The 20,868-nt window shown below is 34.8% G+C and carries 12 protein-coding genes and 3 pseudogenes; 3 read left to right on the top strand and 12 right to left on the bottom strand.

Annotated features, from left to right (window positions below; genetic code table 11):
• Nucleotides 1-2: 2 nt before the first annotated feature.
• Nucleotides 3-1,169 carry a porin gene (locus ACL9RH_RS12310; protein WP_422693655.1) on the bottom strand — a complete coding sequence of 389 codons (1,167 nt, stop codon included), beginning with the start codon at nt 1,167-1,169 and terminating at the stop codon, nt 3-5.
• A gap of 271 nt (nt 1,170-1,440) precedes the next feature.
• The gene (locus ACL9RH_RS12305; RefSeq protein WP_422693654.1) at nt 1,441-2,490 is read right to left on the bottom strand and encodes a linear amide C-N hydrolase; all 1,050 of its coding nucleotides are present in this window, start codon (nt 2,488-2,490) and stop codon (nt 1,441-1,443) included.
• 381 nt (nt 2,491-2,871) lie between these two features.
• On the opposite strand from ACL9RH_RS12305, the gene ACL9RH_RS12300 reads away from it, so the two are divergent.
• The 3 genes from ACL9RH_RS12300 (at nt 2,872) to ACL9RH_RS12290 (ending at nt 6,687) form a co-directional block, all read left to right on the top strand.
• Nucleotides 2,872-5,070: an ATP-binding protein gene (locus ACL9RH_RS12300; protein WP_422693653.1), complete on the top strand. Its 2,199-nt coding sequence runs from the start codon at nt 2,872-2,874 to the stop codon at nt 5,068-5,070.
• 22 nt (nt 5,071-5,092) lie between these two features.
• Complete coding sequence (locus ACL9RH_RS12295) at nt 5,093-5,644, top strand: biliverdin-producing heme oxygenase (protein ID WP_422693652.1); 552 nt, start codon at nt 5,093-5,095, stop codon at nt 5,642-5,644.
• 116 nt (nt 5,645-5,760) lie between these two features.
• Nucleotides 5,761-6,687, top strand: a complete 927-nt coding sequence (locus ACL9RH_RS12290) for a malate dehydrogenase (protein WP_103293761.1) — start codon at nt 5,761-5,763, stop codon at nt 6,685-6,687.
• A 531-nt stretch (nt 6,688-7,218) separates the two neighbouring features.
• On the opposite strand, the gene ACL9RH_RS12285 is transcribed toward ACL9RH_RS12290, so the two are convergent.
• The 10 genes and pseudogenes from ACL9RH_RS12285 to ACL9RH_RS12240 form a co-directional block, all read right to left on the bottom strand.
• Nucleotides 7,219-7,887: a hypothetical protein gene (locus ACL9RH_RS12285; RefSeq protein ID WP_422693651.1), complete on the bottom strand. Its 669-nt coding sequence runs from the start codon at nt 7,885-7,887 to the stop codon at nt 7,219-7,221.
• A gap of 187 nt (nt 7,888-8,074) precedes the next feature.
• A pseudogene (locus ACL9RH_RS12280) lies at nt 8,075-8,366 on the bottom strand (RHS repeat-associated core domain-containing protein); the annotation flags it as partial.
• Nucleotides 8,367-8,639: 273 nt separating this feature from the next.
• Complete coding sequence (locus ACL9RH_RS12275; RefSeq protein WP_422693650.1) at nt 8,640-9,092, bottom strand: hypothetical protein; 453 nt, start codon at nt 9,090-9,092, stop codon at nt 8,640-8,642.
• A 666-nt stretch (nt 9,093-9,758) separates the two neighbouring features.
• Nucleotides 9,759-10,098, bottom strand: a pseudogene (locus ACL9RH_RS12270) (RHS repeat domain-containing protein); the annotation flags it as partial.
• A 155-nt stretch (nt 10,099-10,253) separates the two neighbouring features.
• Nucleotides 10,254-10,751: a hypothetical protein gene (locus ACL9RH_RS12265; protein WP_422693649.1), complete on the bottom strand. Its 498-nt coding sequence runs from the start codon at nt 10,749-10,751 to the stop codon at nt 10,254-10,256.
• Nucleotides 10,752-11,388: 637 nt separating this feature from the next.
• Nucleotides 11,389-11,586 (bottom strand): annotated as a pseudogene (locus ACL9RH_RS12260) (RHS repeat domain-containing protein); the annotation flags it as partial.
• Nucleotides 11,587-11,659: 73 nt separating this feature from the next.
• Nucleotides 11,660-12,196 (bottom strand): hypothetical protein, encoded by a 537-nt coding sequence (locus tag ACL9RH_RS12255; RefSeq protein WP_422693648.1) that lies wholly within the window; start codon nt 12,194-12,196, stop codon nt 11,660-11,662.
• 2 nt (nt 12,197-12,198) lie between these two features.
• Nucleotides 12,199-15,576 carry a DUF6443 domain-containing protein gene (locus tag ACL9RH_RS12250; protein ID WP_422693647.1) on the bottom strand — a complete coding sequence of 1,126 codons (3,378 nt, stop codon included), beginning with the start codon at nt 15,574-15,576 and terminating at the stop codon, nt 12,199-12,201.
• A 6-nt stretch (nt 15,577-15,582) separates the two neighbouring features.
• Nucleotides 15,583-18,564, bottom strand: a complete 2,982-nt coding sequence (locus ACL9RH_RS12245; RefSeq protein WP_422693646.1) for a hypothetical protein — start codon at nt 18,562-18,564, stop codon at nt 15,583-15,585.
• A 5-nt stretch (nt 18,565-18,569) separates the two neighbouring features.
• The gene (locus tag ACL9RH_RS12240; RefSeq protein ID WP_422693645.1) at nt 18,570-20,189 is read right to left on the bottom strand and encodes a T9SS type A sorting domain-containing protein; all 1,620 of its coding nucleotides are present in this window, start codon (nt 20,187-20,189) and stop codon (nt 18,570-18,572) included.
• Nucleotides 20,190-20,868 lie beyond the last annotated feature (679 nt).

The raw sequence follows: 20,868 nt of genomic DNA, 5'->3' as shown, positions 1-20,868 counted from the left end.
GACTAAAATCTACTCTGTACCTGTACAATGAATAGATTATTATTGTATTGAGAAGTGTTTTCTACCTGATGTTTGTAGCGGTCGAACTGTACCCCCAGCTGAATTCTTGCACCATAGTTTTTCAGGAATTCCAAACCGAACATTGGGGTAATGGTCTGTCTGGGGTTAGAATCCATTCTGAAGTTGGTATCAAGATATTCGTAACGGCAGGATAGTTCGAAGGCACTGAGGTTTTTATGATTGATCTCGTATCTTAGATTAGGGAGAAAATAGATACCACGAGTCAGGTACTGATCGGGATTCTCCGGTCGTAATTCCGGAGCAATGGAATTGTATAGAACGTGATTGGTTGCCTGCTTGGCTTCAAGTTGCATATCAAGACTCCATTTCGGATCAAATTTTACTAAAGAACTTAAATCTACTCCTAAAGCATATACCTTTTTGCTGAAAACTTCTCCTATACCTCCGTTTAAACCTACATTGAAGCTATATTTCTGGGATAATCCGAAGACCAGTCGGGTAGAATACTGTTTTCCGTTATCGTTATCATTAATCTGGTTTTTTCCATTTCCATTCACTACAGAAACCGCGTATTGGAAAGGTATTTCTCCTAGCTGTAGCTGCCCTGTAGCAGACATTCCGATCTGGAAGCTCGTCCAGCCTAATTTTCCGAATTCAGTGTATTGGTTAGACCAGTCTAACGATTTGATGATATCAATAGGATACGTTTCTTCAATACCGAACCAAGGTCTGAATTGCCCTACCGTAATAGCAAGTTTAGGATTGAAAGTATACTTCAGATAAGCGTTTTCGAGGACTCTGCTTTTAGGATCGTTTTTAAAATCGGCAAGGTTGGCCAAAACAACAACTTCAGTACGCTTACTGATCTGAGCCCTTAGCTGAACTCTCATGTATTTGAGCATGAAATTATTGTCCGTTCCGGAACCGTCAGAATGATGAAGCCCGTTTACATCTACATCTTTACTCATCCCAACCAGATAACGTGCCTGGAAGAGGCCTTTGATCTGGAGTTGCGGATATTTTACATTGTCTTCTTCCTGTTGAGGAGGCTGGGCTTTTAGAGAATCCTGTATCTGAGCATTGGCTGATAACCCAAAGGCTAGCAAGCACAGAGCCAGGCTTTTCTTTTTGAGTGAAAAAAAGTCCATATCTTTTTGTTTATTTTTTTAATGTCTTGAAGTCTGCCTTCTTTGTGAAAACTTCATTATAAAACACTTCTTCTGAAGTTATATAACCAACTTCTCCTGTCTATTTTTGGTTTATTTCCCGTTGGGAATTATGGCATAGAAAAAACATTCAATGGTCTCAATCTAAATAGATTTTAGTTAACGAAACTGTTGAATAGGTCTTATTTTTACAGGTTCAACAGACCACTGAAATGTTTTGAGTGTTGATAAGTCGTTTTTACAGTATCTATCTTTAGTTGAGTCCTAAGAAGGTGAAGGGTGCAGATTCTTTAAAATCTGTATTGGTTTTACCGTTATAAGTGCGATAATTGCTTAAATCCAGCTTCATCACTTTTCCTTTAGCACTCAGGTCAAAATCATTAAGGTTTACCCAGAAAGTGTTTGGAGTGAAAACGGTTTCAAAATAGTAGACCAGATTCTTTTGGTCGGATACAGATCTCCATCTGGTAGAAGAGATATTAGGCTCTGTTGCAGAGGTAATTCCGTAAGGTACCGAACAATTTCTGATCACGCCGAAAACACTGGCCACAGCAGTACGGATGTCGGCTGTTTGAGGAATAGCATTGATGTAATAAGAAGCTCGTACAAAGCGGTCTGCTGCGCGGTTGGTTCCCGGAAGCATCACTGTTCCCGGAATGCCTTTCCAGTAATTGTTGAGGGCAAGCTGTTCCTCAAAAACAGGAGAGTTGGTCATGACGGTATAAGACTGATCGTGGTGAATGACAAGCTTTCCGTTGATATATTCAAATACGGCATTATCTCCTGAAGCATCTGAGATCGAAAGGTGTACTGTGGTAAATCTTTCCGTTCCCGGAATATAATCGCTTACAATAACAAATGGCTCTTTTCTTGAGTATTCTACCGCTTCTTTTACTGTAGCAAAATTATCAAGATAATACTGTGCCCATAAAGAAATGGCAATTCCCTTTTTACTTCCTTTTCCATCGAATTTAGGATATTGAGATTCACCCAACCAAAGAAGATTGGCTACCAAACCTTTTTCATTCATACCGTCTGCAGAAGCAATGTCCCATGAAGAACTGATAATGCTTCCATACTTGGAGGTCCATTTTACAGATTTTGGCCCGGTTTGCCCGTTTCGGTCTATACCTTTTGGCAATACCCATAAGTTGGCTGGGATCTCATCACGCCAATCCATAGAACGGGCGGTAATAACAGTGTTTTGGGGTCCTTTGTAAACCACTCTTGTACAGGCTTCGGATGGATTCCATAATCCTACAGAGAGGACCAGAGAAAATAGAAATAATGGGAACTTTTTCATAGTAGTATTATTTGAATTTAAAATTTATATTGAAATCATTGTGAATAATTCAATGAATTTCGCTTCATATTCATTATTTGGTGATATAAATTTAGAAAAATTTGTTTAAATAACATAATAATTAAGGTTAATTATGTGTAATTCATGTTATGAATCATGGTTAATACATGAAAAACCTCATTATTGGAAAATTTTTTGTATATTTTAGAAATATCACATTAAAAAGGGGTGAAAATGGAGAATATTTCAAAAGGTTTTTTGCCCTCTAATTTCCTGAAATCTATTGCAGATGACTGCTGGCGGACACTTTAAAATTAAGTACCACAAATTAAAAAATCTTTCAAAAAAAGCCTATATTTGATAGATAGACTGAAAAGACATATGAATTTTATAGAATGCCATGAAGAACCTATCCATATTCCGGGTTCTATTCAAAGTTTTGGTTATTTGATTGGCATTGATGGGGAATCCCGTACCATTACTTTTTTTAGCAGGAATATCTCGGATATTTTTAATATCGAGAGTTCAGATGAACTTTTCGGGAGAAAGATTACGGATTTTCCGGAAAGCTTTCAGAGTATTATTGATTCGGAGATCTATACCTCATTAGATAGATTTACAAGACGGAAGAATGAGACCTATTTCGACAAAATTTTTATCAATGGAAAAGAATACCATTTTTCCGTTTTCAAAAGCGAGTCTCATATATTTCTGGAGTTTGAAGAAGTTCTGATCAATCCTAATAAACGCATCTCTAATAAATACGACAATTTCTATATCATCGATAACGAAAAGGAACTCTGGAATCACCTTCTGGAAACCTTGGCAAAAGTGGTGAATTATGACCGGATGATGGTTTACAAATTCATGATGGATGGCTCCGGAAAAGTAATTGCAGAGAAAAAAAATGAAGACATGGAAAGCTTTCTGGGACTTCATTATCCGGAATCTGATATTCCCAAGCAGGCCAGAGACCTTTATCTTAAGAAAAGAAAAAGGATTTTCAGTAATGTATATGCAGATACGGTTCCTATTGTAAGTAAATCTCATGAAGAGATAGATCTTACTTTTTCCGCTTCAAGGGGAATGTCTCCTGTTCACGGGCAGTATCTTAAAAATTCTGGGGCAGCTTCCAGTTTCAGTGTGTCTATCATTATGGACGATCATCTTTGGGGACTGGTAACATGCCAGAATATTGAACCGAAGCATATTGATCTTGAAGATAGAGTACAGGCGGGAATTTTTACGGCTCTTGCAGCTAATGCCTATTCATCCTTTAAGTCTAAAAGTGAACTGAATTACCGTTTGGAGCTAAATGAAAGAGTATCTCAACTAAAAACAGGCTTTTTAAAAAATAATAATCTGTTTGATTCTCTTATTGAGAGCAAAACAGAACTTAGAAACTTGCCGGAAGCTGATGGAATGGCGATCATTTCCTATGACAATATGGTAACATCCGGAAGTACACCGGAACCTGAAAGCATCTCCAACATTGTAAAATGGGCGCTTGAGAATACCCAAGAGAATATCTATGTAAGCAGAAGCTTTCTTAAAGATCATGGTGAAGAGCTTGATCTTTCTAAAAACGCTGCCGGAATTGCCATCTACTTTATTGAAAGGGAAAAAAATGAAATGCTGATCTGGTTCCGTAAAGAATTTGATGAACACATCAACTGGGCCGGTAATCCTGAAAAAAAAGTAGAAGTATTTTCTCAAAACGGAGAAGAAAAAAAGATGATCTCACCCAGAACGTCTTTCAGGATTTTTACAGAAAACATTAAAGGATATTCCAAAAGATGGAACTCCCGCAGTGTAAGCGCTGTGCAGGCCGTGAGAGATTTGATTCTGGAAACTTCCCATAAAAATTATAACGCCATCAAAAGGCTGAATGACGAGCTTAAAAAAGTAAACGAGGAGCTTGACAGTTTTTCTTATACCATTTCTCATGATCTGGGAACCCCCTTAACGGTGATGAAACTCAATGCACAGATGCTTTTGGGAAATCTCGGAGCAGATGCTGAGAAGAGTAAAAATAAGATCAATACCATTATTGAAGAAATTGACAGTATGGCTGAAATGATGCACGACGTGTTACAACTCAGTAGAGCCAAATATAGCGAAGTACAGCTTGAAAGTCTGAAAACAGGGAGTACCATTCAGAAAATTTCTGAAAATGCCAAGATGACATACGGAAGCCCTGAAAGTGAAATCATCATTAAAGAATGCCCGGATGTATTGGCGGATAAAACCATGCTTCATCAGGTATTTCTTAATATCATCAATAATGCCGTAAAATATTCTTCTCATAAAGAGAGTCCAAAAGTGGAAATTGAAGGCACAGAAGATGGTCAGACTATTATTTACCGTATTTCCGATAATGGAATTGGTATTCCTGAAGAAGAGAAAGATAAAATGTTCAAAATCTTCAATAGAATGGACAATGCCAAGAAATTTAAAGGAAATGGGGTAGGGTTGTCTATTGTACATCGTATCATGACCAGAATAGGAGGAAATGTAACGTACGAAAGCAATAAAGAGGGAACTTCTTTCATTTTAACGTTCAAAAAGCCTTACATTTGAGAAACTTTTAAAACGTTATTTTATGGTATCAGAATATCTTAAACAGAATACAGCAGAATATCACGACGCGGCAGAAAAACTTTTTAATTCCGAAAAGATTTTTAATAAAACTTTCACGCTGGAGGATTATAAAAAGATCATCCATACCAACTATCTGATGCTTTTGCACAGTGAGGATAAAATATTCAACAATCTTTCTGATAAATATGCGGAAAAACTTCAGTTGGAGGAAAGAAAGAAACTTTCTCTTATTGAAAAAGATCTTCAAAGTCTTTCTCTGGAAAATCAAACCGCTTCTCATACTCTGGAATTCAATAACGAACATGAAGCTTTGGGAGCCATGTATGTCATCGAGGGTTCTACTCTGGGTGGAAACGTAATCGCTAAGCAGCTTTCTAAAACGGAAGGTTTTGATGAGGTTACGTTTAACTTTTTCGGTTGCTATCAGGAAAATACAGGGCCGATGTGGAAGAATTTCAAAGAGGTTCTGGATACTGAAGTAGCGGAAGAAAACTACAATGAAGTGCTTTCCGGTGCGAAAAAACTCTATACGTTTTTATTGAACGTGAACTAATTTATTTTAATTCTAATTAAATTCCTGAAAAATTGCGCATTTTTTCAGGAATTGTTAAATTTGGGGAGTTTCAAATTTAAACTTAACTAACAAAAAATAATTTAAAAAGTAACAATATGAAAGTAACTGTAGTAGGTGCAGGCGCTGTAGGTGCAAGCTGTGCAGAATACATCGCAATGAAGAACTTCTGTTCAGAAGTAGTTTTGGTAGACATTAAAGAAGGATTTGCTGAAGGTAAAGCAATGGATTTGATGCAGACAGCTTCTCTTAACGGATTCGATACAAAAATTACCGGTACAACAGGAGATTACAGCAAAACTGCAGGTTCTCATGTAGCAGTAATCACTTCAGGAATTCCAAGAAAACCTGGAATGACAAGAGAAGAATTGATCGGTATCAATGCGGGTATCGTAAAAGAAGTTACTGAAAACTTAGTAAAACATTCTCCAGAAGTAATCATCATCGTGGTTTCTAACCCAATGGATACTATGGCTTACCTTGTTCACAAAACATCAGGTCTTCCTAAGCACAAAATCATCGGAATGGGTGGTGCATTAGACTCTGCAAGATTCAAATACAGATTGGCTGAGGCATTAGAATCTCCAATTTCTGATGTAGACGGTATGGTAATCGCTGCTCACAGTGATACAGGGATGCTTCCATTATTGAGCAAAGCGACAAGAAACGGAGTTCCTGTAACAGAATTCCTTGATGAAGAGCAACAAAAATACGTTATTGAAGAAACTAAAGTAGGAGGGGCTACTCTTACTAAATTATTAGGAACTTCTGCTTGGTATGCTCCAGGTGCAGCTGTTTCTGTAATGGTTCAGGCTATTGCTTGTGATCAGAAGAAAATGATCCCTTGTTCTTTAATGTTGGAAGGAGAATACGGACAAAACGATATCTGCTTAGGAGTTCCTGCTATTATCGGAGCAAACGGAGTAGAAAAAATCGTAAACGTAACTTTGACTGCTGAAGAGCAATTGAAATTCGCTGAAGCTGCTAATGCAGTAAGAGAAGTGAATGGAGATCTTAAGTTTTAATGATTAACCGGCTTTAAAGCAGGTTACAATAAATAAAAAACAGGCCGTTTCAATTGGGAAACGGCCTGTTTTGTTTTCTTTTGCTATTCTTGCCATTTTACTATATTTTTTGATTACCTGAACGAATATATGAAGCAATTTTCAAAAGTCAATCACTCCTGAAAATAATGACCGGTTTTGACAAGTTTAAGACCCACTTTCTTCGATCGTTGTTCGAGTGTCCTTCGGATGAGCTTCGGAAAAATGATTCTTTTTCCGAAGAAGTCTCGAAGGAAGTCCGAAGCACATTCGAACCATTAAGGTATAAATAACTTTACATTTTTGGCGGGTAATCATTATAAAATTCTATTGTAAGCCACTTTTACTATGGAACAATGAGATGTGAAGCTTGATTTGACAGAATTACGCTTTGAAAATTTTCTTCTTAAAGTACTTTTTAATAATTACTAAAGATTCTCTGTATTTTAGGTTTAATCCACCAAAAATTTAAACCTACCGAATTAATTATTGAGCGATTAAATTGTTTTTAATTTACTTATCAACTAAAATGATATTGACCTTATTTGAACTAATCTCTCCCGAGAAAATTTTATACTTTTCTGGCTCTTTATTTAAAATTTTAGTATATTTCCTTACCATTTGCGAAGGAATATTTAAATGGAGCTGAAGATTATACTCTTTTTGATTTTTTATATCATAGAATAAAGATCCATCATCTGTAGCAGATCGATAAATGGGCAAACCAATTTTAGTACATAAATTCACGTTTCCTTTTGGAGGGATATTTACAATTCTTTTATATATATCATGATAAATGCTCAGCTCATAATCATGTTTGAAATTTAATTGGTGTAATTCTTTAAACTTTATTAGTTCTTGCGTAGATGTACTAATTTGTCTTGCGTTCTTTTGATAGCCGTAAAAGCCTGACGTAGGATATAATAGATTTTTCCCATCAAATATTCTGATATTTAATAAACCAAGAAAAGGTTCATCAATAGCTTCGTTTTCGCCAGTACTAAAGCCTGTAGAATCTGCCAAAACTTTATAGTATTTTGTTGAGTTATTTTTAATTTTATAACATAAATTAACTCTATTTTCTGATGTTAATTCTATTCTTTTATCAGGAATTTCTATTTCTAAATCCTGAGCTAAAATCCAATCGGTAAATAATAGAAATATTATAAAAAAGAATCTCATTAAAAAGCATTTGTAGGTTTGTAATTAAATATATGATATTTTGTAGCTTACTCCCTATAAAACCTTAGGTTTTCATCGGCCGAAGATCTCCCATTCGTTTCCTCATTAATAATCTCTAAGAACTTCTCTATCATCCGAGGTCAATAAATCTAAAAGGATTATTCATAACATAGTTATATAGTGATCATCTGTGATATTCTTCAGTCAGTAAATCTGAGCTAAATCAGCACACCAAAATCCGGCATATACATCCTAGCTCCGTAGTCATACATCCCCGTTTCAGTTTGAAGCTCCTTGCCATTGTACTTATATTGATACGCCGGATTTCCCACTAAAGGAGTATACCCTTCATGCTTCAATCCAAATGGATAGTAATTGTTTTCTTCCAGAACTTCTATGCTGCTTCCATTATTGAAGTAACTCAATCTCACATTTCCTAATTGATCGGTGTAATTGTACTTATTATTTTCAACATTAAAGCACAAAACGAAGCGGGCTAATTCTATTGGATAAAACTATTGTTTCTAAGATTTTAGATATACAAAAGCTAAAAGAGAACGACAGACAACATGTCTTCGCTCTCCTTGATGCTTTCCTTAAGCAAACTAAATCACAATCGATAATGTAAAAAACTCCCGCAAATTTAATTTAGACTGCCCCTAAAAAGTGTCTAACTTTTTGGGGGCAGTCTATTTTGCGAGTTTGTTTTTATTATCCACTACGAAGTTACAAACTTCGCAGAGCGGGGTTATTTACTTACATCTGCTTGTATTTATATAAAGACTACTTTTATGAAAATCTACTACATATGATTCTTTAGATCTGCAAAATATCTTTTTGTATTTTTTTACATCAAGATTGTATATCCTTATAATTAAAAAAGATGTATCATGAAATAGCTCTTTTTTTAAAAGCATCTTATAATTATAAAGTTTAGTTGGATCTTTTTTATCACTATATGCATCAAATTGTAATATCATATTTTCTTTAAATACATCATTAGTAGAAATATCAATCTCCCTTCCTGGAGAATAAATATATTCATATTTTCCTGCCGACGTTTTATTATGAAATTCTAAACCAATAGAACTCGTCATAATTTCATCATTTATAAAAATTATTAAATTAACTTTTTGGCTATAAATTGTTGTTGAGACAAACAACAACAACAAGAATAATATTCTATCAAGGTTTAATCTGACCATTTTCATAATTTGATAATATTTTGTTTACAGTCGATGATTCTATTCTTAAAGTTTCTTTAGCTTTACTATCATAAAAAACCGCTCCTTGTTTATTATTAGGATTCTGAGCAGAACCGTCAGGATTAATATATACGGGATTTCTTTCTAAATTACCTGCAATAATACTTGTTTCCCGTGTAGCAAAATCTACTTTATCAGCTTCCGATGGTTCAAATGCAACATGTGTATAAGTATCTTTTCCTCCATTTTCTACAATTGTTTCTGTTGGGTGAGTATGCAATCCAATATCAGTTTTTATATCGTTTTTAATACCATGCTGAACTGTAATATCAATACTCGTAACTTCTCCTTTAGCAAAGCCTCCATCAACAGTAGTTTTTCCTCCTGTTGTATAGGTAGTTCTATTACTTGATAAATCAATATCTGCTCTAACTTCGTGAAATCCGCCTTTAGAATCAGGACTAATATTATGATTAGAAGGGGCATTTGTCATTTTTAAAGCGGTAGAAATTGCTGCTAACGAACGGATTCCTCCCGCAACTTCTTTTTTACCTGCTGTCAAGAAATTACCCTTATTTCCTTGGCTGATATAAATTTTGCCATCTTTAACTCCATCACTTCCCAAATATTTACCATTAGAGCCAAAGAAATCTCCAAAAGGCGCTCTTCCATCTGGATCGATAAATCTAATAGGATTATCAAATGCGTAATTATAAGGAGACCACCTTCTCATCTTTTCTGCTAATATATCTACCACTCCCCATCTACCTAAATCCGGCATATACATTCTTGCACCGTAATCATACATTCCCGTTTCAGTCTGAAGCTCCTTGCCGTTGTACTTGTATTGATACACTGGATTTCCAACTAAAGGAGTATACCCTTCATGCTTCAGTCCAAATGGATAGTAATTATTCTCTTCCAGAACTTCTATGCCACTTCCATTATTGAAGTAACTCAATCTCACATTTGCTAAGTGATCGGTGTAATTGTAAATGTACTTATTATTTTTTCAATATATATTTCTACAATACAAAACCACCGCTTCAATAGCAGTGGTTTTTATTATTACTTCACCATACGATACAATCGGGTAGCGAGGGAGAGCGAAGGTATTTAACTAAGTCCAAATAAAAACAAGAGATTTTGTTCAATTAGCTTTTAAAAACAATTAAATTTAGACTGAGGATCAATTTTAAAATATTTTATATGCTTTGAATAATTAGAAATATTATCAATTATATTTTCTTTATTCTCATTCTCCAAATTATTTTCAATATAAGTTACAGCTTGTCTTATTTTTAAGTTATCTGCAGGACAGTTAATTGATTCAAATATTTTTACCTTCCCATTATCTTTTATATAAATATGAGTATATGCATATCTAATATCTTTTATATAAAAGATATAAACTCCATCATTTAGCAGCAATTGCTTTTTTAAAGAGTTTGATTCTATTGTTTCCATTTTATTAGAAGAAAAATTTGTAATATAAAATTTGGAACGAATTCCATTTTCCTTTAAAGTTTCGTAATATACCGTCCCTAAAATATATTTGTCTATCACATCTCTCATATTTTGATAATCATTACTATTGGTATTTGTCTGAGCTTTGCAACAAATAATCATAAATAAAAATATACATGTCAGTTTATTCATTTAAAACTAATTCTTAGTTAGAGTTTAATATTTTTTCCGCATTATCAGGATCTCTTTTTATACCAATTTGTACAGCTGTTTCTATTTCTACTTTTGTTGCTGCAGCTTCAGGGTCTCTAGAATTGGCTATGCCTTCTGAACGATTCTTAATACTACTAATATCATCTTTATTTAGATCGTGTTCATTTTCATGTGCAGTTGTCACCGCCATCGCATCATTTTTCGTAAAATTCTTAGCTCCGGTAACATTTGCAGCATCTACTTCACCTTTTGTGAAATTACCCTCAAAAACAGTAATAGTAGCTTCTTTATAGACAAAATTTCCTTTTGAATCTTTTATATATTCAGCTTTACCATCCCAAGTATTTGTTTTATCATTCCAGTTTAGAGCTTTACCATTTGCATCGTGTGCTTGATGTAAGCCTAACAGACCATTATCAACTTTTCCTGATTTTATTTGATAGTTAACTTTAGTCTCATTATTTGCAATACTCATAAATTTAGAAATAGCTTTTGAGCTACCAGAATCATTTGCCATGAAAATGAGGCGTTGCAAGTCTTTTGATGCATTACCTCCTAAAATTATCTTACCATTCACAAGATTAACATCAACTTTTTTGCCATCTGTACCTACTATCCATTCGGGCTTTCTGCCATCTGGATCTATAAAACGAATAGGATTATTGAAGTCGTAGTTAAAGGGACTATGTCTTGTCATCTTCTCTGCCAGCGGGTCCACAACACCCCATCTTCCTAAATCCAGCATATACATTCTTGCACCGTAATCATACATACCAGTCTCTTGCAGTTCTTTGCCGTTGTACTTATAATTATAAGTAACCTCATAAAATACAAGGTTACTTATTACTTATTATCCACCACACGATGCAATCGTGCGGGAGACAGGTTTATAAGTTTGTATTAAATGTTTTTGCGCTCTCAATAAATGTTTGAAGATTTTCAGTTTTTATATTATAAAACAATATTTTATATTTTCCATTTGTGTATAACTTCGATACTCTTCCATTATGTCCTTCATAGAGATAATTTTCGTTATATTTTCTTTCATCCCAATATTCTCCTATATATTTTAAAACTTCATTATAATCAATATCTTTTAATTCCCAATTCTCAGATTCCTGTCCTTCATTTTTATAAGAAGAGTAAATATAAAATATCTGCTTGTCATCATATTCAAAGAAAAAATTATTACTTCTTACATTCCAGTTAACAATATTTTTAGATAGCGTTATTGAAAAGTGCGTTGTGTAGTATATGTCGTGATCAGCTGAAGCATTAACTTTATTAATATATTTAAGTTTATTTTCATTGCTACCATAATCGAATATCATACTATTATTATTGATACTATTTTTTGGCACATCTATATAAGATGCACAAGAACTCATCAATAAAACCAATAAAACACAGATTGAATATTTCATAATTATTTATTTACTTTTTCCATTGCTTTTTTAAAGGCTGAATAATCTATTGTAATAATAGAACCTCCTGAATTATAAAATCCTACTGTAGGAGAATATGTATTAGGAGAAGGTGTTCCTCCTTTTTGACCTGGAGGCAATGATCCTGGGATTTCCGTCCACCCCAAAACCATAGATGGCTGATTTCCCTGCATGTTTTTAGGATCTGTATCTTTGCCTGCTCCCATTGAAGGTGTTGGGTTTCCGTAAGCAACCACATTACCTTCACTGTCATAATCAAGAGGGTGTAAGTGCGCATCAGAAGCAAGAGTATCACCTTTGTCTCGTAAATCTTTTTTAGCTTCTGCCCATGCTTTTGGTCCTACTTCTCCAGTCTTTTCACCTGTTACAGTTTTTGATGATTTTCCATTCTGCCCAAAATAAAACCCTTTCTCAGTACCTGTTTTGTCTGTTTTACCAAAAGCATATATGTCATCGATCTGTTTAATCTGGTCATTAGTTATCTGATTAACAACATGGCCATTGTTTATTGCAGCATCTGTATCAGCTTCCTTTTTACTAGTAGTTAACACTATTTTCTTATCCGTTTTACCATCTTCAACATGTTTTGTGAGTAGCCCTTTCAAATTATAGTAATCAGTAAGAGGAGCTCTACCATCAGGATCAATAAATCTTATCGGATTATTAAACGCATAATTGTAAGGACTATGACGACGCATTTGTTCAGCCAGTGGATCTACCACGCCCCATCTTCCAATATCAGGCATATAGAACCTTGCTCCATAATCATACATCCCTGTCTCTTGGAGTTCCTTGCCATTGTACTTGTATTGATATGATGGATTACCCACTAAAGGAGTATATCCTTCATGCTTCAATCCAAATGGATAGTAATTGTTTTCTTCCAGAACTTCTATGCTGCTTCCATTATTGAAGTAACTCAATCTCACATTTCCTAAGTGATCGGTGTAATTGTAAATATACTTATTATTCTCAAAATTAAAATATCCCTCAGAGGTAGGAACAAACTTTAAGCTTCCATCCGTGTATTGAAAACCATCCTGATAGTCTGTGGCAGAAATACCCGTCCCGGATTTTTTAATCTTAACACCATCTGCTCTGTAGAAATAGTTGATGGTATTGGAACTTTGGGTAACCTGTTTAGGCAAATTCAGATCATTGTATTGTATGGAAGAAATTCCTTTATCCGGATGAGAAATCATACTTCCGTTGCTGTCATAAGTAATAGGGTTACCTCCTACAGGATAGCCGGAAGGGTTCAGGTAGGCATCATATACTTTATCAAGTCGGTTTCCGGTATAGCTATAAACAAGATTATCAACAGCTAAAGCAGTGCTGTTTCCGGGAAGTACTTCCTGGGTTCTTATCAGATTCAGAATATTTCCGTTCAGATCATAAGTGAAAAGTTCATTGTATTCTTTTCCCGATGGGTTGGTATCTTTTTGATAAAAACCACCCACAAGTCTGTTCATTGTATCATACGAATACCCATATCTTCGAAGATGGCCATTGGGATCTGTAGAGGTTTTCCACGCTGTTTCTGCGATATTTCCATTATATCTTGGTTTTACCTGCAAAGAAGAGTAATCTGAGTTGGGAATTTCAAGGCCTTCTACCTGGTTATAGTTGATCTTATATCCAAACAGATCACTTCCTAAATTGGAAGGATCATTGATTTTGGTCATCCAGCCACGGATATTGTATTGATAATCGATTTGCTGAAGAGGAGTTGCAGCAGCAAATCCTCCTACCTTTTTAGATTCTAGCTGAGAGATCTCATTATATTTGTTTTGAGCAAGATATTCAACAGGATTATTGTCTATCTGGTGCTTATGAACCAATAGTCTGTTTTGATGATCATATTCAAATGTTTCAGTGATCAGCCTTTCAGAATCGATATTTAAGCGCTTGTGTTTGGTAATAACCTGTAGAGGGGTACCGGTAAAATCAAGTTTGGATTCGGTTCGGGTATAACCGCCCAGATAATTGATAGAATGACTACCTATTACCCGTGCTTTTTGATCATAATAGGTATAATTCTTGGTCCAGCTATCGTCTTCAACATTCTTTACAAAACTCATGACAGGAAGCCCTTTGGTACTTCTGCCATCTGAAGTGGGAGTGCCTGTTAAAACCGTCACCTCAGGAGTATTGACAGGAAATGCAGGATTGAAATCGTATCCAGGGTAGTTATCATAGTAATTGACACTTACGATAGATTCTGTGTCCATTGCGAAATTGATATTGGTATAGTAAATATTAATTCCATTTTTTGTAAAGCCTGCTGTATCGCGGGATTCGGTAATCGTCAAGTCTTTAATAAGGTTCTGCAGATAAGCTCTTTTCTCTGTTGTAGCGATGAATCCTGTATATATAACTCTTCCTAAGGCATCATATTTGGTCATCAACCATTTATTCTTTGTAGCCATTACTGCATCTTGGGTCAGGATAAGGCGGTCGGTCTTATCATACACCATATATTCCCAGCCTTTACCCGGAAGCTTCTTTTCTACAAGTCTGCCTCTTCCGTCATAACGGTACTGATAGCACAGATTATTGAGTAGTTCATCGGTAAATGGTTTATGCACCGCATTGGGAGGAATCACAAAGGCCAGCTGATTGTATTCATTATATACATAATAGGTATCAACCTGAAGAGTGGTACTCATGATTTTTCTTACCAGCAAGGTCTGTCCCTGTCCGTTTTTAAATTCTACCGTTTCATTACCATCCTCATCTTTGACACTGTTTTTGTAGAGTTGGTTAGGTGGGTAAGTCCCGTTGGATGATAAGCCTAACGTACTTTTAGTTGCCTCACCAGGCCATGTCGTAGTGGTAACATACTGATATACTTCATTGAAAAGATTGGTGTTATAATCAAACTTTACTGGCTTTGTAGCCCAATCTGTCCCCACCTGGATCTGTTGCTGAATCCTGTCTAAAGGAGAGTTTTCCAATCCCTTTTCTGAATAGATCTTTTCCTGCCCGTAAGGGGTACTGCTTAGGTTAGCCTGAGGGTTAGGGATAATTGCTCCGTTCAAGGTACTTCCCTGAGGGATAGGAAGGTAATCTTTAACCTGTCTTCCAAAATCATCATACTCAACAGGAACTACAACATCTTTTCCCAGAGGGGAAGCCTTTATATTAACAATTTGTTTGGGCCTTCCCAACCCATCAAAATATTGTACAGTTCCTATTTGTTTTGCCGTTGAGCTGCTTGCAGTCACAGGTTCAAGATAAGTACGGGTGTAAATATAGTTTTCTGCCGCGCTGCTACTCAACCCAGAGGGTAATTGCACCTGTGATTTTACAATACCCATCAGTAATAGGGTATTGATTGATATTACTATTTTTTTCATCAGTTGTTAGTTTTTATAGTTGTATTTAATTTCCTTCAACACTTTACCGTTCATGTCAATGACTTTCTGAAGTCTACCTGCAGAATCATAGATATAGTTTTCCCTAACTCCTGAGGGAGGAGTGATACTTCTCACCCCAATTAATGGATCATAGGTATAGGTAGTGATTTCGTAATTGGATAAACTGTTTCTAAAAATATTTAAAACATCCAATAAATTAGATTCATCATTGTTAGCACCTGCCGCAGCATCTATCTCATAAGCTTCCAGAAGAACAGTATATACGAAATCCCAATTAATATCTGTATATTTTATATTCTTAATTTTAGCAATAGGTAAGGTTTGATTATAGCCCCAGATAATTACCGTAGAAGTTCCATCTTTTGTAGTATATTGTGCTAAATTTCCATTAAAACCATATTCATAAGTAGCTTCTGTATTAGGAGCATTATTACCTAAATCAGTAGATACTAAAGAACTTGGCGATAGGGTGTAATTATGATCATATTTAAATTCTTCTTTAGAGAATAACTTCCCATTTTTTCTTTTCTCAACCTCTACAGGAATATCTAAAATATTAGCATTAATAAGTTTCTGGATACTTTTATCTTTGGCATTTCTATAAAATTCTTCTGTCGTATCTCCTCCACTTATCGTTTTTTTGGAAATTAGTCTTGCTCCATCGTAACTAAAATTATTTTCTTCTTTTACTGAACTTCCTGAAAAAAGCTCCTCCTTTGTACTATTTTTAATAGTATTAAAATAGGTTAATAAATAGTTAGAGGCAGAAAACTCATCATAACTGAGGCCATTTACGAAATAAAACGGTTTAGTAATTTTCAAAGAAGTTTTAATTTGATAGTCATAAGTGTATTCTTCTTTTTTTAATGGCGTAGTTTGTCCTTCTTTATAATAATTTACTGATAGTAATTTTCCTCTTCTGTCATCAAATGATTGTACATAGGAACTTGGAAACTTCATAAACTTCAAAAAATTCTTATGCTCTTGATTGGTAATATTTTGATCAGGTTGCATAAATTGATCAGGATAGTCATTAAAGTTGGTATATTTCTTTTCAACATATCCTTTTCCTGCAGTTTCTTCAATAATTCTGGAATAACCTATTACAGCATCTGTATTAAACCCAATACCTGATAAAATTTCTGATGTCGAAGTTTCTTCAGGGGGTTTTATAAAATTTATTTGTCCGGAAGAAGTATTATCTGCATTGATATACTTGTATTTTATTTCTTTACTTACGATATTCTGAGAATCGTATAATTTCATAGAATTAACCCTTGTACTTCCTAATATATATTTTTCTCCTTCATACATAAAATCATCATTCTCATAACTCAGATCTAGAGAACCTCCAGTCGGGTATACCATTTTTTTTAATAAACCTAATTGAGATACTGTAGAAGGAGTTCGGTCGATTACATTGGAAATTTTATTAGCTACCTTATTTCTTAGTTGAAATGGAAAAATATTATCTTTGGCTAACTCAGGATAAAAATAAGTCTTTGTTATTGGATAATAATTAAAGTCAAACGGATGATAATCGGTTTTTGAAAAGGTTATATTAGAGCTATTATTGTTAAAATAACCTAAAAAATCTACCTTAGAGGTATTTCTTGGGGGAAATACATTGTTGTCATAATAAAAAGAATATTTTCCCAATGAAGAATCATTCATGGTTTCAAGTCTCAGCCTTTTGCATTCATAAGCTCCTGCTGAACAAGTCCCATTATCGAAATATGAATACGTAAAATTATATTGCTTAACAATATTACCATTTTTGTTTTTTACTAAGACACCACTCAATGCATTCCCTCCATAATCAAGCCTTATGATGTCATAATTGAAATCTAAGACCTCTTCATCCGTTGTGATTCTTTTTAATCTTTTAGGAACCAATCTTGATGATACTAATCTATTAGCAACTCTGCCCAGCGTTAAATCACGTCCTGGTCTTGTAGTACTCAGATATGAGGTGGCATAGCTTCCAAAGTCAAAATAATTAAATAACGATAATAAAGATAAGTGATCATAAGTGTTGGTGAAGCTTTCATATTCAAAATTAATTTCTTTTCCTGAAAATGGATCTTTGATTTTAGTAAGATACCAGTTATTAACTTGTTGGGTGTTATGACTAGATAAATCTAAAGGATATTCCCATATAATTGAAGCATCATTATCATTAAATGTGTAGATGTATCCATTTTCGCCAGTAATTTCAAATTTATCCGGTTGATAAAAAACTGTAGCAGCCCCCTGATTTCCCCAAGCCGCACTTTCAAGACCAGAACAAGTTGTCTTAATTGTAAAGTTCAGATTGTTATTAAGTTTTGCATTTGAGGTGAAAAAATTAGCTTTTACCTGTGAATCGTTAATTCTAGTAAGATAAAATTTATCATTCAATCCAGGTACATTAAGATAGTAGAAATCAGGCGCAGTATCTATATTTCTATCATCACTACTCCATATTCTAGTATTAATACATAACTGGGAAGAAGATACCTGTGTATCGCTAAGGGCTTGTGGATAATCTGTAGATAAGTACCCCTTTGTTTGACGATGCCAAGCATAAGTTTGTTCTGGCTCAAATCCCCCTCCATCACTATAGAATGCATAATTTTCTGTAAGATCATTCATATCATTGATCTTCACAGTTAAGTTTCCACCGGCATTTAAATTCCAGCCTAATCCTACAGAAGTTGCTATATCAGAAGCCTTGTTACCTTTTGTATTATAAGAAAGACCAATAGGAATCTTAAGATTTCCAAAATTAATATCATAAATCGGTACTGAAATATTTGTTTTTCCTATAAAATCAGATTCTGGAAAATCCACATATCTCATCATAGTTGCTACTTCCGGAGTCGCAATATTATATATTTGTTTCTCTGATATGTTTGTTTGTGACTGGTATTGAGAAAAATTAAAAAATGATAATAAAAGAATGATTTTAAATCTATTTTTCTTCATCTGGTTTATTTTTTGATAAGTTTAGCATTTGCTGTTTTGTTCGTATCTGTTTTGATGACCACTAAATAAGCGCCCTGTACCAATCCCTGGGTATTAATCTTGGTGATCTTATTCTTGGTTTTTATATTCTGAAGCTGTCTTCCACCCATATCATATAGTACAATATCAGCTTCCTTGAAATCAAAGCCGATTTCTACATAAGCATAGTCGGATACTGGGTTAGGATAAATCTTAATGTCTTGTTTCTCGATCAGCTTATCAACCTGCTTGTCTCCAAGCTTTACGATCTTCCAGTTTTCTTTTCCAAGTTCCTCAGCGCTGGTTCCGGCCAGAATAATGGAGCCATCTCTGTTTAGTTTTAAGTCAGCTAACCTTTCTTCTCTTTTTCTAGATTCTCCGGTGATATGCTTTCTCCACTGTTCATTACCATTCTCATCTAAATAAAGCATCCAGAAGGTTTCATCGTCTTTTTCTATTCTTCCTTCGGCCTGAGTATAACCGCCCAATAAAATACCTTTGGAAGATTTATCATCTGCTGAATGAAGTACACTCATGCTCATCAGAAGATCTCTGTTTTTGAAATTGTAAGATTTCTGCCACTGCTCTTCACCTCTTTCGTTTAATGAAATCAGCCATAGATCGGTGCCTTCTTCAATTCCCACCGTTTTGTTTCCGGATCTTTCTGATCTTGATTCTCCTCCGACAATAAATCCATTAGATGTTAAAGCCAATGTTCTGATGTGATCGTCTCCTTTTCCTCCAAAGTTCTTATCCCATTCTACTTTTCCATTTTTGTCTAATTTGACAATCCAATAGTCACCTTCTCCAAAGTTGTCACTTTGTTTGGAGGTTGAAGAAGTTAGGTTGCGGGTAGCAGATTTTTCAGGCGAGGAAGGAGTTGTGCTTGTGGATGGTGGGGTATTTGTTTTAACAATTCCACTTCTTGAGTAGATTCCCAGTAAAGCACCTCCATCTTTTGTAGGAATCATTTTCTCCACTTCATCTAAGCCTTTTCCGCCTAAAATAAGTTGTGAAAGTTCTTTTCCGTCTTTATCGATTCTGCTGATCCAGACATCTTTGGAACCATATCCTTTGGAAGAGTTCTGAACATTTCCGGCTACAAAAAATCCTAAATCTGTCGTTTGAATAACAGACCTCGCTTCTTCATCAGAAGAGGTTCCGAGTGTTTTCTGCCACAATTCCTCACCAAATTCATTGATTCTGATCAGCCAGATATCTGAACCACCTTTAGAATCATCCTTTTTATCCAACCCTTTTTCTGAATAAGACGTTCCGGCTAAGAGAAAACCGCCATCCTGAGTGGTTACCGTAGCCGATAAATAGTCATGATTATTTCCTGAAAAATACTTTTCCCAAGCCTCTTCTCCTTGCTGGTTCAGTTTGATGAGATGGAAATCGTAACCATTGTTCTGCTTACTTCCCTGTTGAAGTTTGTTACTCTGAATAGAGCTTCCTGTAATGAGGTACTGCTGATCAATTGTGGTGGTCACCTGGCTTAGAAAATCCTGCGTTGAGGATTTGATATCTTTTTGCCATACAACCTCCTGAGCAGAAATACCTAAGGCCGTGCATAAAGTAAATGCACCGAGATAGAATTTTTTCATCCTTATTTTTTGAGTTAGTAATTAGCTTTATTAAAACATGGTAAATTTAATGATTTTTAATGCTCGAAAATCACATGAATGAGATTTAATAAAAAATTCTCATCTTTTATTATTCATATTATAATTTACATTTTATTACACAAAGCTAGATATGTGATGCGACAAAACATGTCGTAGTATTCTATTTTTTTTGATTAATAATATAAATAGGAGGAATTTCCTGCAATCATCGGAGGAAATGAAGTAGAAAAATCGTAAACATAACACTTACTGGTGGAGCTGTTCATGCAGTAAGAGAGGTGGATGGAGATTTTAAATTTTAATGATTAACTGGTTTTAAGATTTAATTTTAATTATAAAAAATAATAGTGAAAGGATTAAGGAACATAAGAAGACATCGTACAGGTAATACCTAAAATAATCCTGAGAATGATATATATTCTCTAAATCATAGAAAATAAATGTTTACATCTATTTTATAGCTTTCTATACCCCCTTACCTAAGGGGGTAGACCCAGTTATCTAACAGGGTAGAGGTAGTTGGCAAAGGGGGGGTAGCCTCTATGATAAGGGGCATTAGGTACTTATGAAACTGGTGATAGGCCATTCATGAAGGGGTTGGAGCCCGTTATGAAAGTGGTTATAGGTACTTATTGTAGTGGCTATAAGGGGGTAAGAA

The sequence above is a fragment of the Chryseobacterium sp. Mn2064 genome, assembly GCF_049319685.1.
Lineage (GTDB): Bacteria > Bacteroidota > Bacteroidia > Flavobacteriales > Weeksellaceae > Chryseobacterium.
This window is presented reverse-complemented; position numbering and strand designations above follow the sequence as displayed.

Bases quoted from the DNA above. Each gene is read 5' to 3' on its own strand.
- ACL9RH_RS12250 (WP_422693647.1), bottom strand. From the start codon at position 15,576: ATGAAAAAAATAGTAATATCAATCAATACCCTATTACTGATGGGTATT.
- ACL9RH_RS12295 (WP_422693652.1), top strand. From the start codon at position 5,093: ATGGTATCAGAATATCTTAAACAGAATACAGCAGAATATCACGACGCG.
- ACL9RH_RS12245 (WP_422693646.1), bottom strand. From the start codon at position 18,564: ATGAAGAAAAATAGATTTAAAATCATTCTTTTATTATCATTTTTTAAT.
- ACL9RH_RS12240 (WP_422693645.1), bottom strand. From the start codon at position 20,189: ATGAAAAAATTCTATCTCGGTGCATTTACTTTATGCACGGCCTTAGGT.
- ACL9RH_RS12255 (WP_422693648.1), bottom strand. From the start codon at position 12,196: ATGAAATATTCAATCTGTGTTTTATTGGTTTTATTGATGAGTTCTTGT.
- ACL9RH_RS12300 (WP_422693653.1), top strand. From the start codon at position 2,872: ATGAATTTTATAGAATGCCATGAAGAACCTATCCATATTCCGGGTTCT.
- ACL9RH_RS12310 (WP_422693655.1), bottom strand. From the start codon at position 1,169: ATGGACTTTTTTTCACTCAAAAAGAAAAGCCTGGCTCTGTGCTTGCTA.
- ACL9RH_RS12265 (WP_422693649.1), bottom strand. From the start codon at position 10,751: ATGAATAAACTGACATGTATATTTTTATTTATGATTATTTGTTGCAAA.
- ACL9RH_RS12305 (WP_422693654.1), bottom strand. From the start codon at position 2,490: ATGAAAAAGTTCCCATTATTTCTATTTTCTCTGGTCCTCTCTGTAGGA.
- ACL9RH_RS12290 (WP_103293761.1), top strand. From the start codon at position 5,761: ATGAAAGTAACTGTAGTAGGTGCAGGCGCTGTAGGTGCAAGCTGTGCA.
- ACL9RH_RS12275 (WP_422693650.1), bottom strand. From the start codon at position 9,092: ATGGTCAGATTAAACCTTGATAGAATATTATTCTTGTTGTTGTTGTTT.
- ACL9RH_RS12285 (WP_422693651.1), bottom strand. From the start codon at position 7,887: ATGAGATTCTTTTTTATAATATTTCTATTATTTACCGATTGGATTTTA.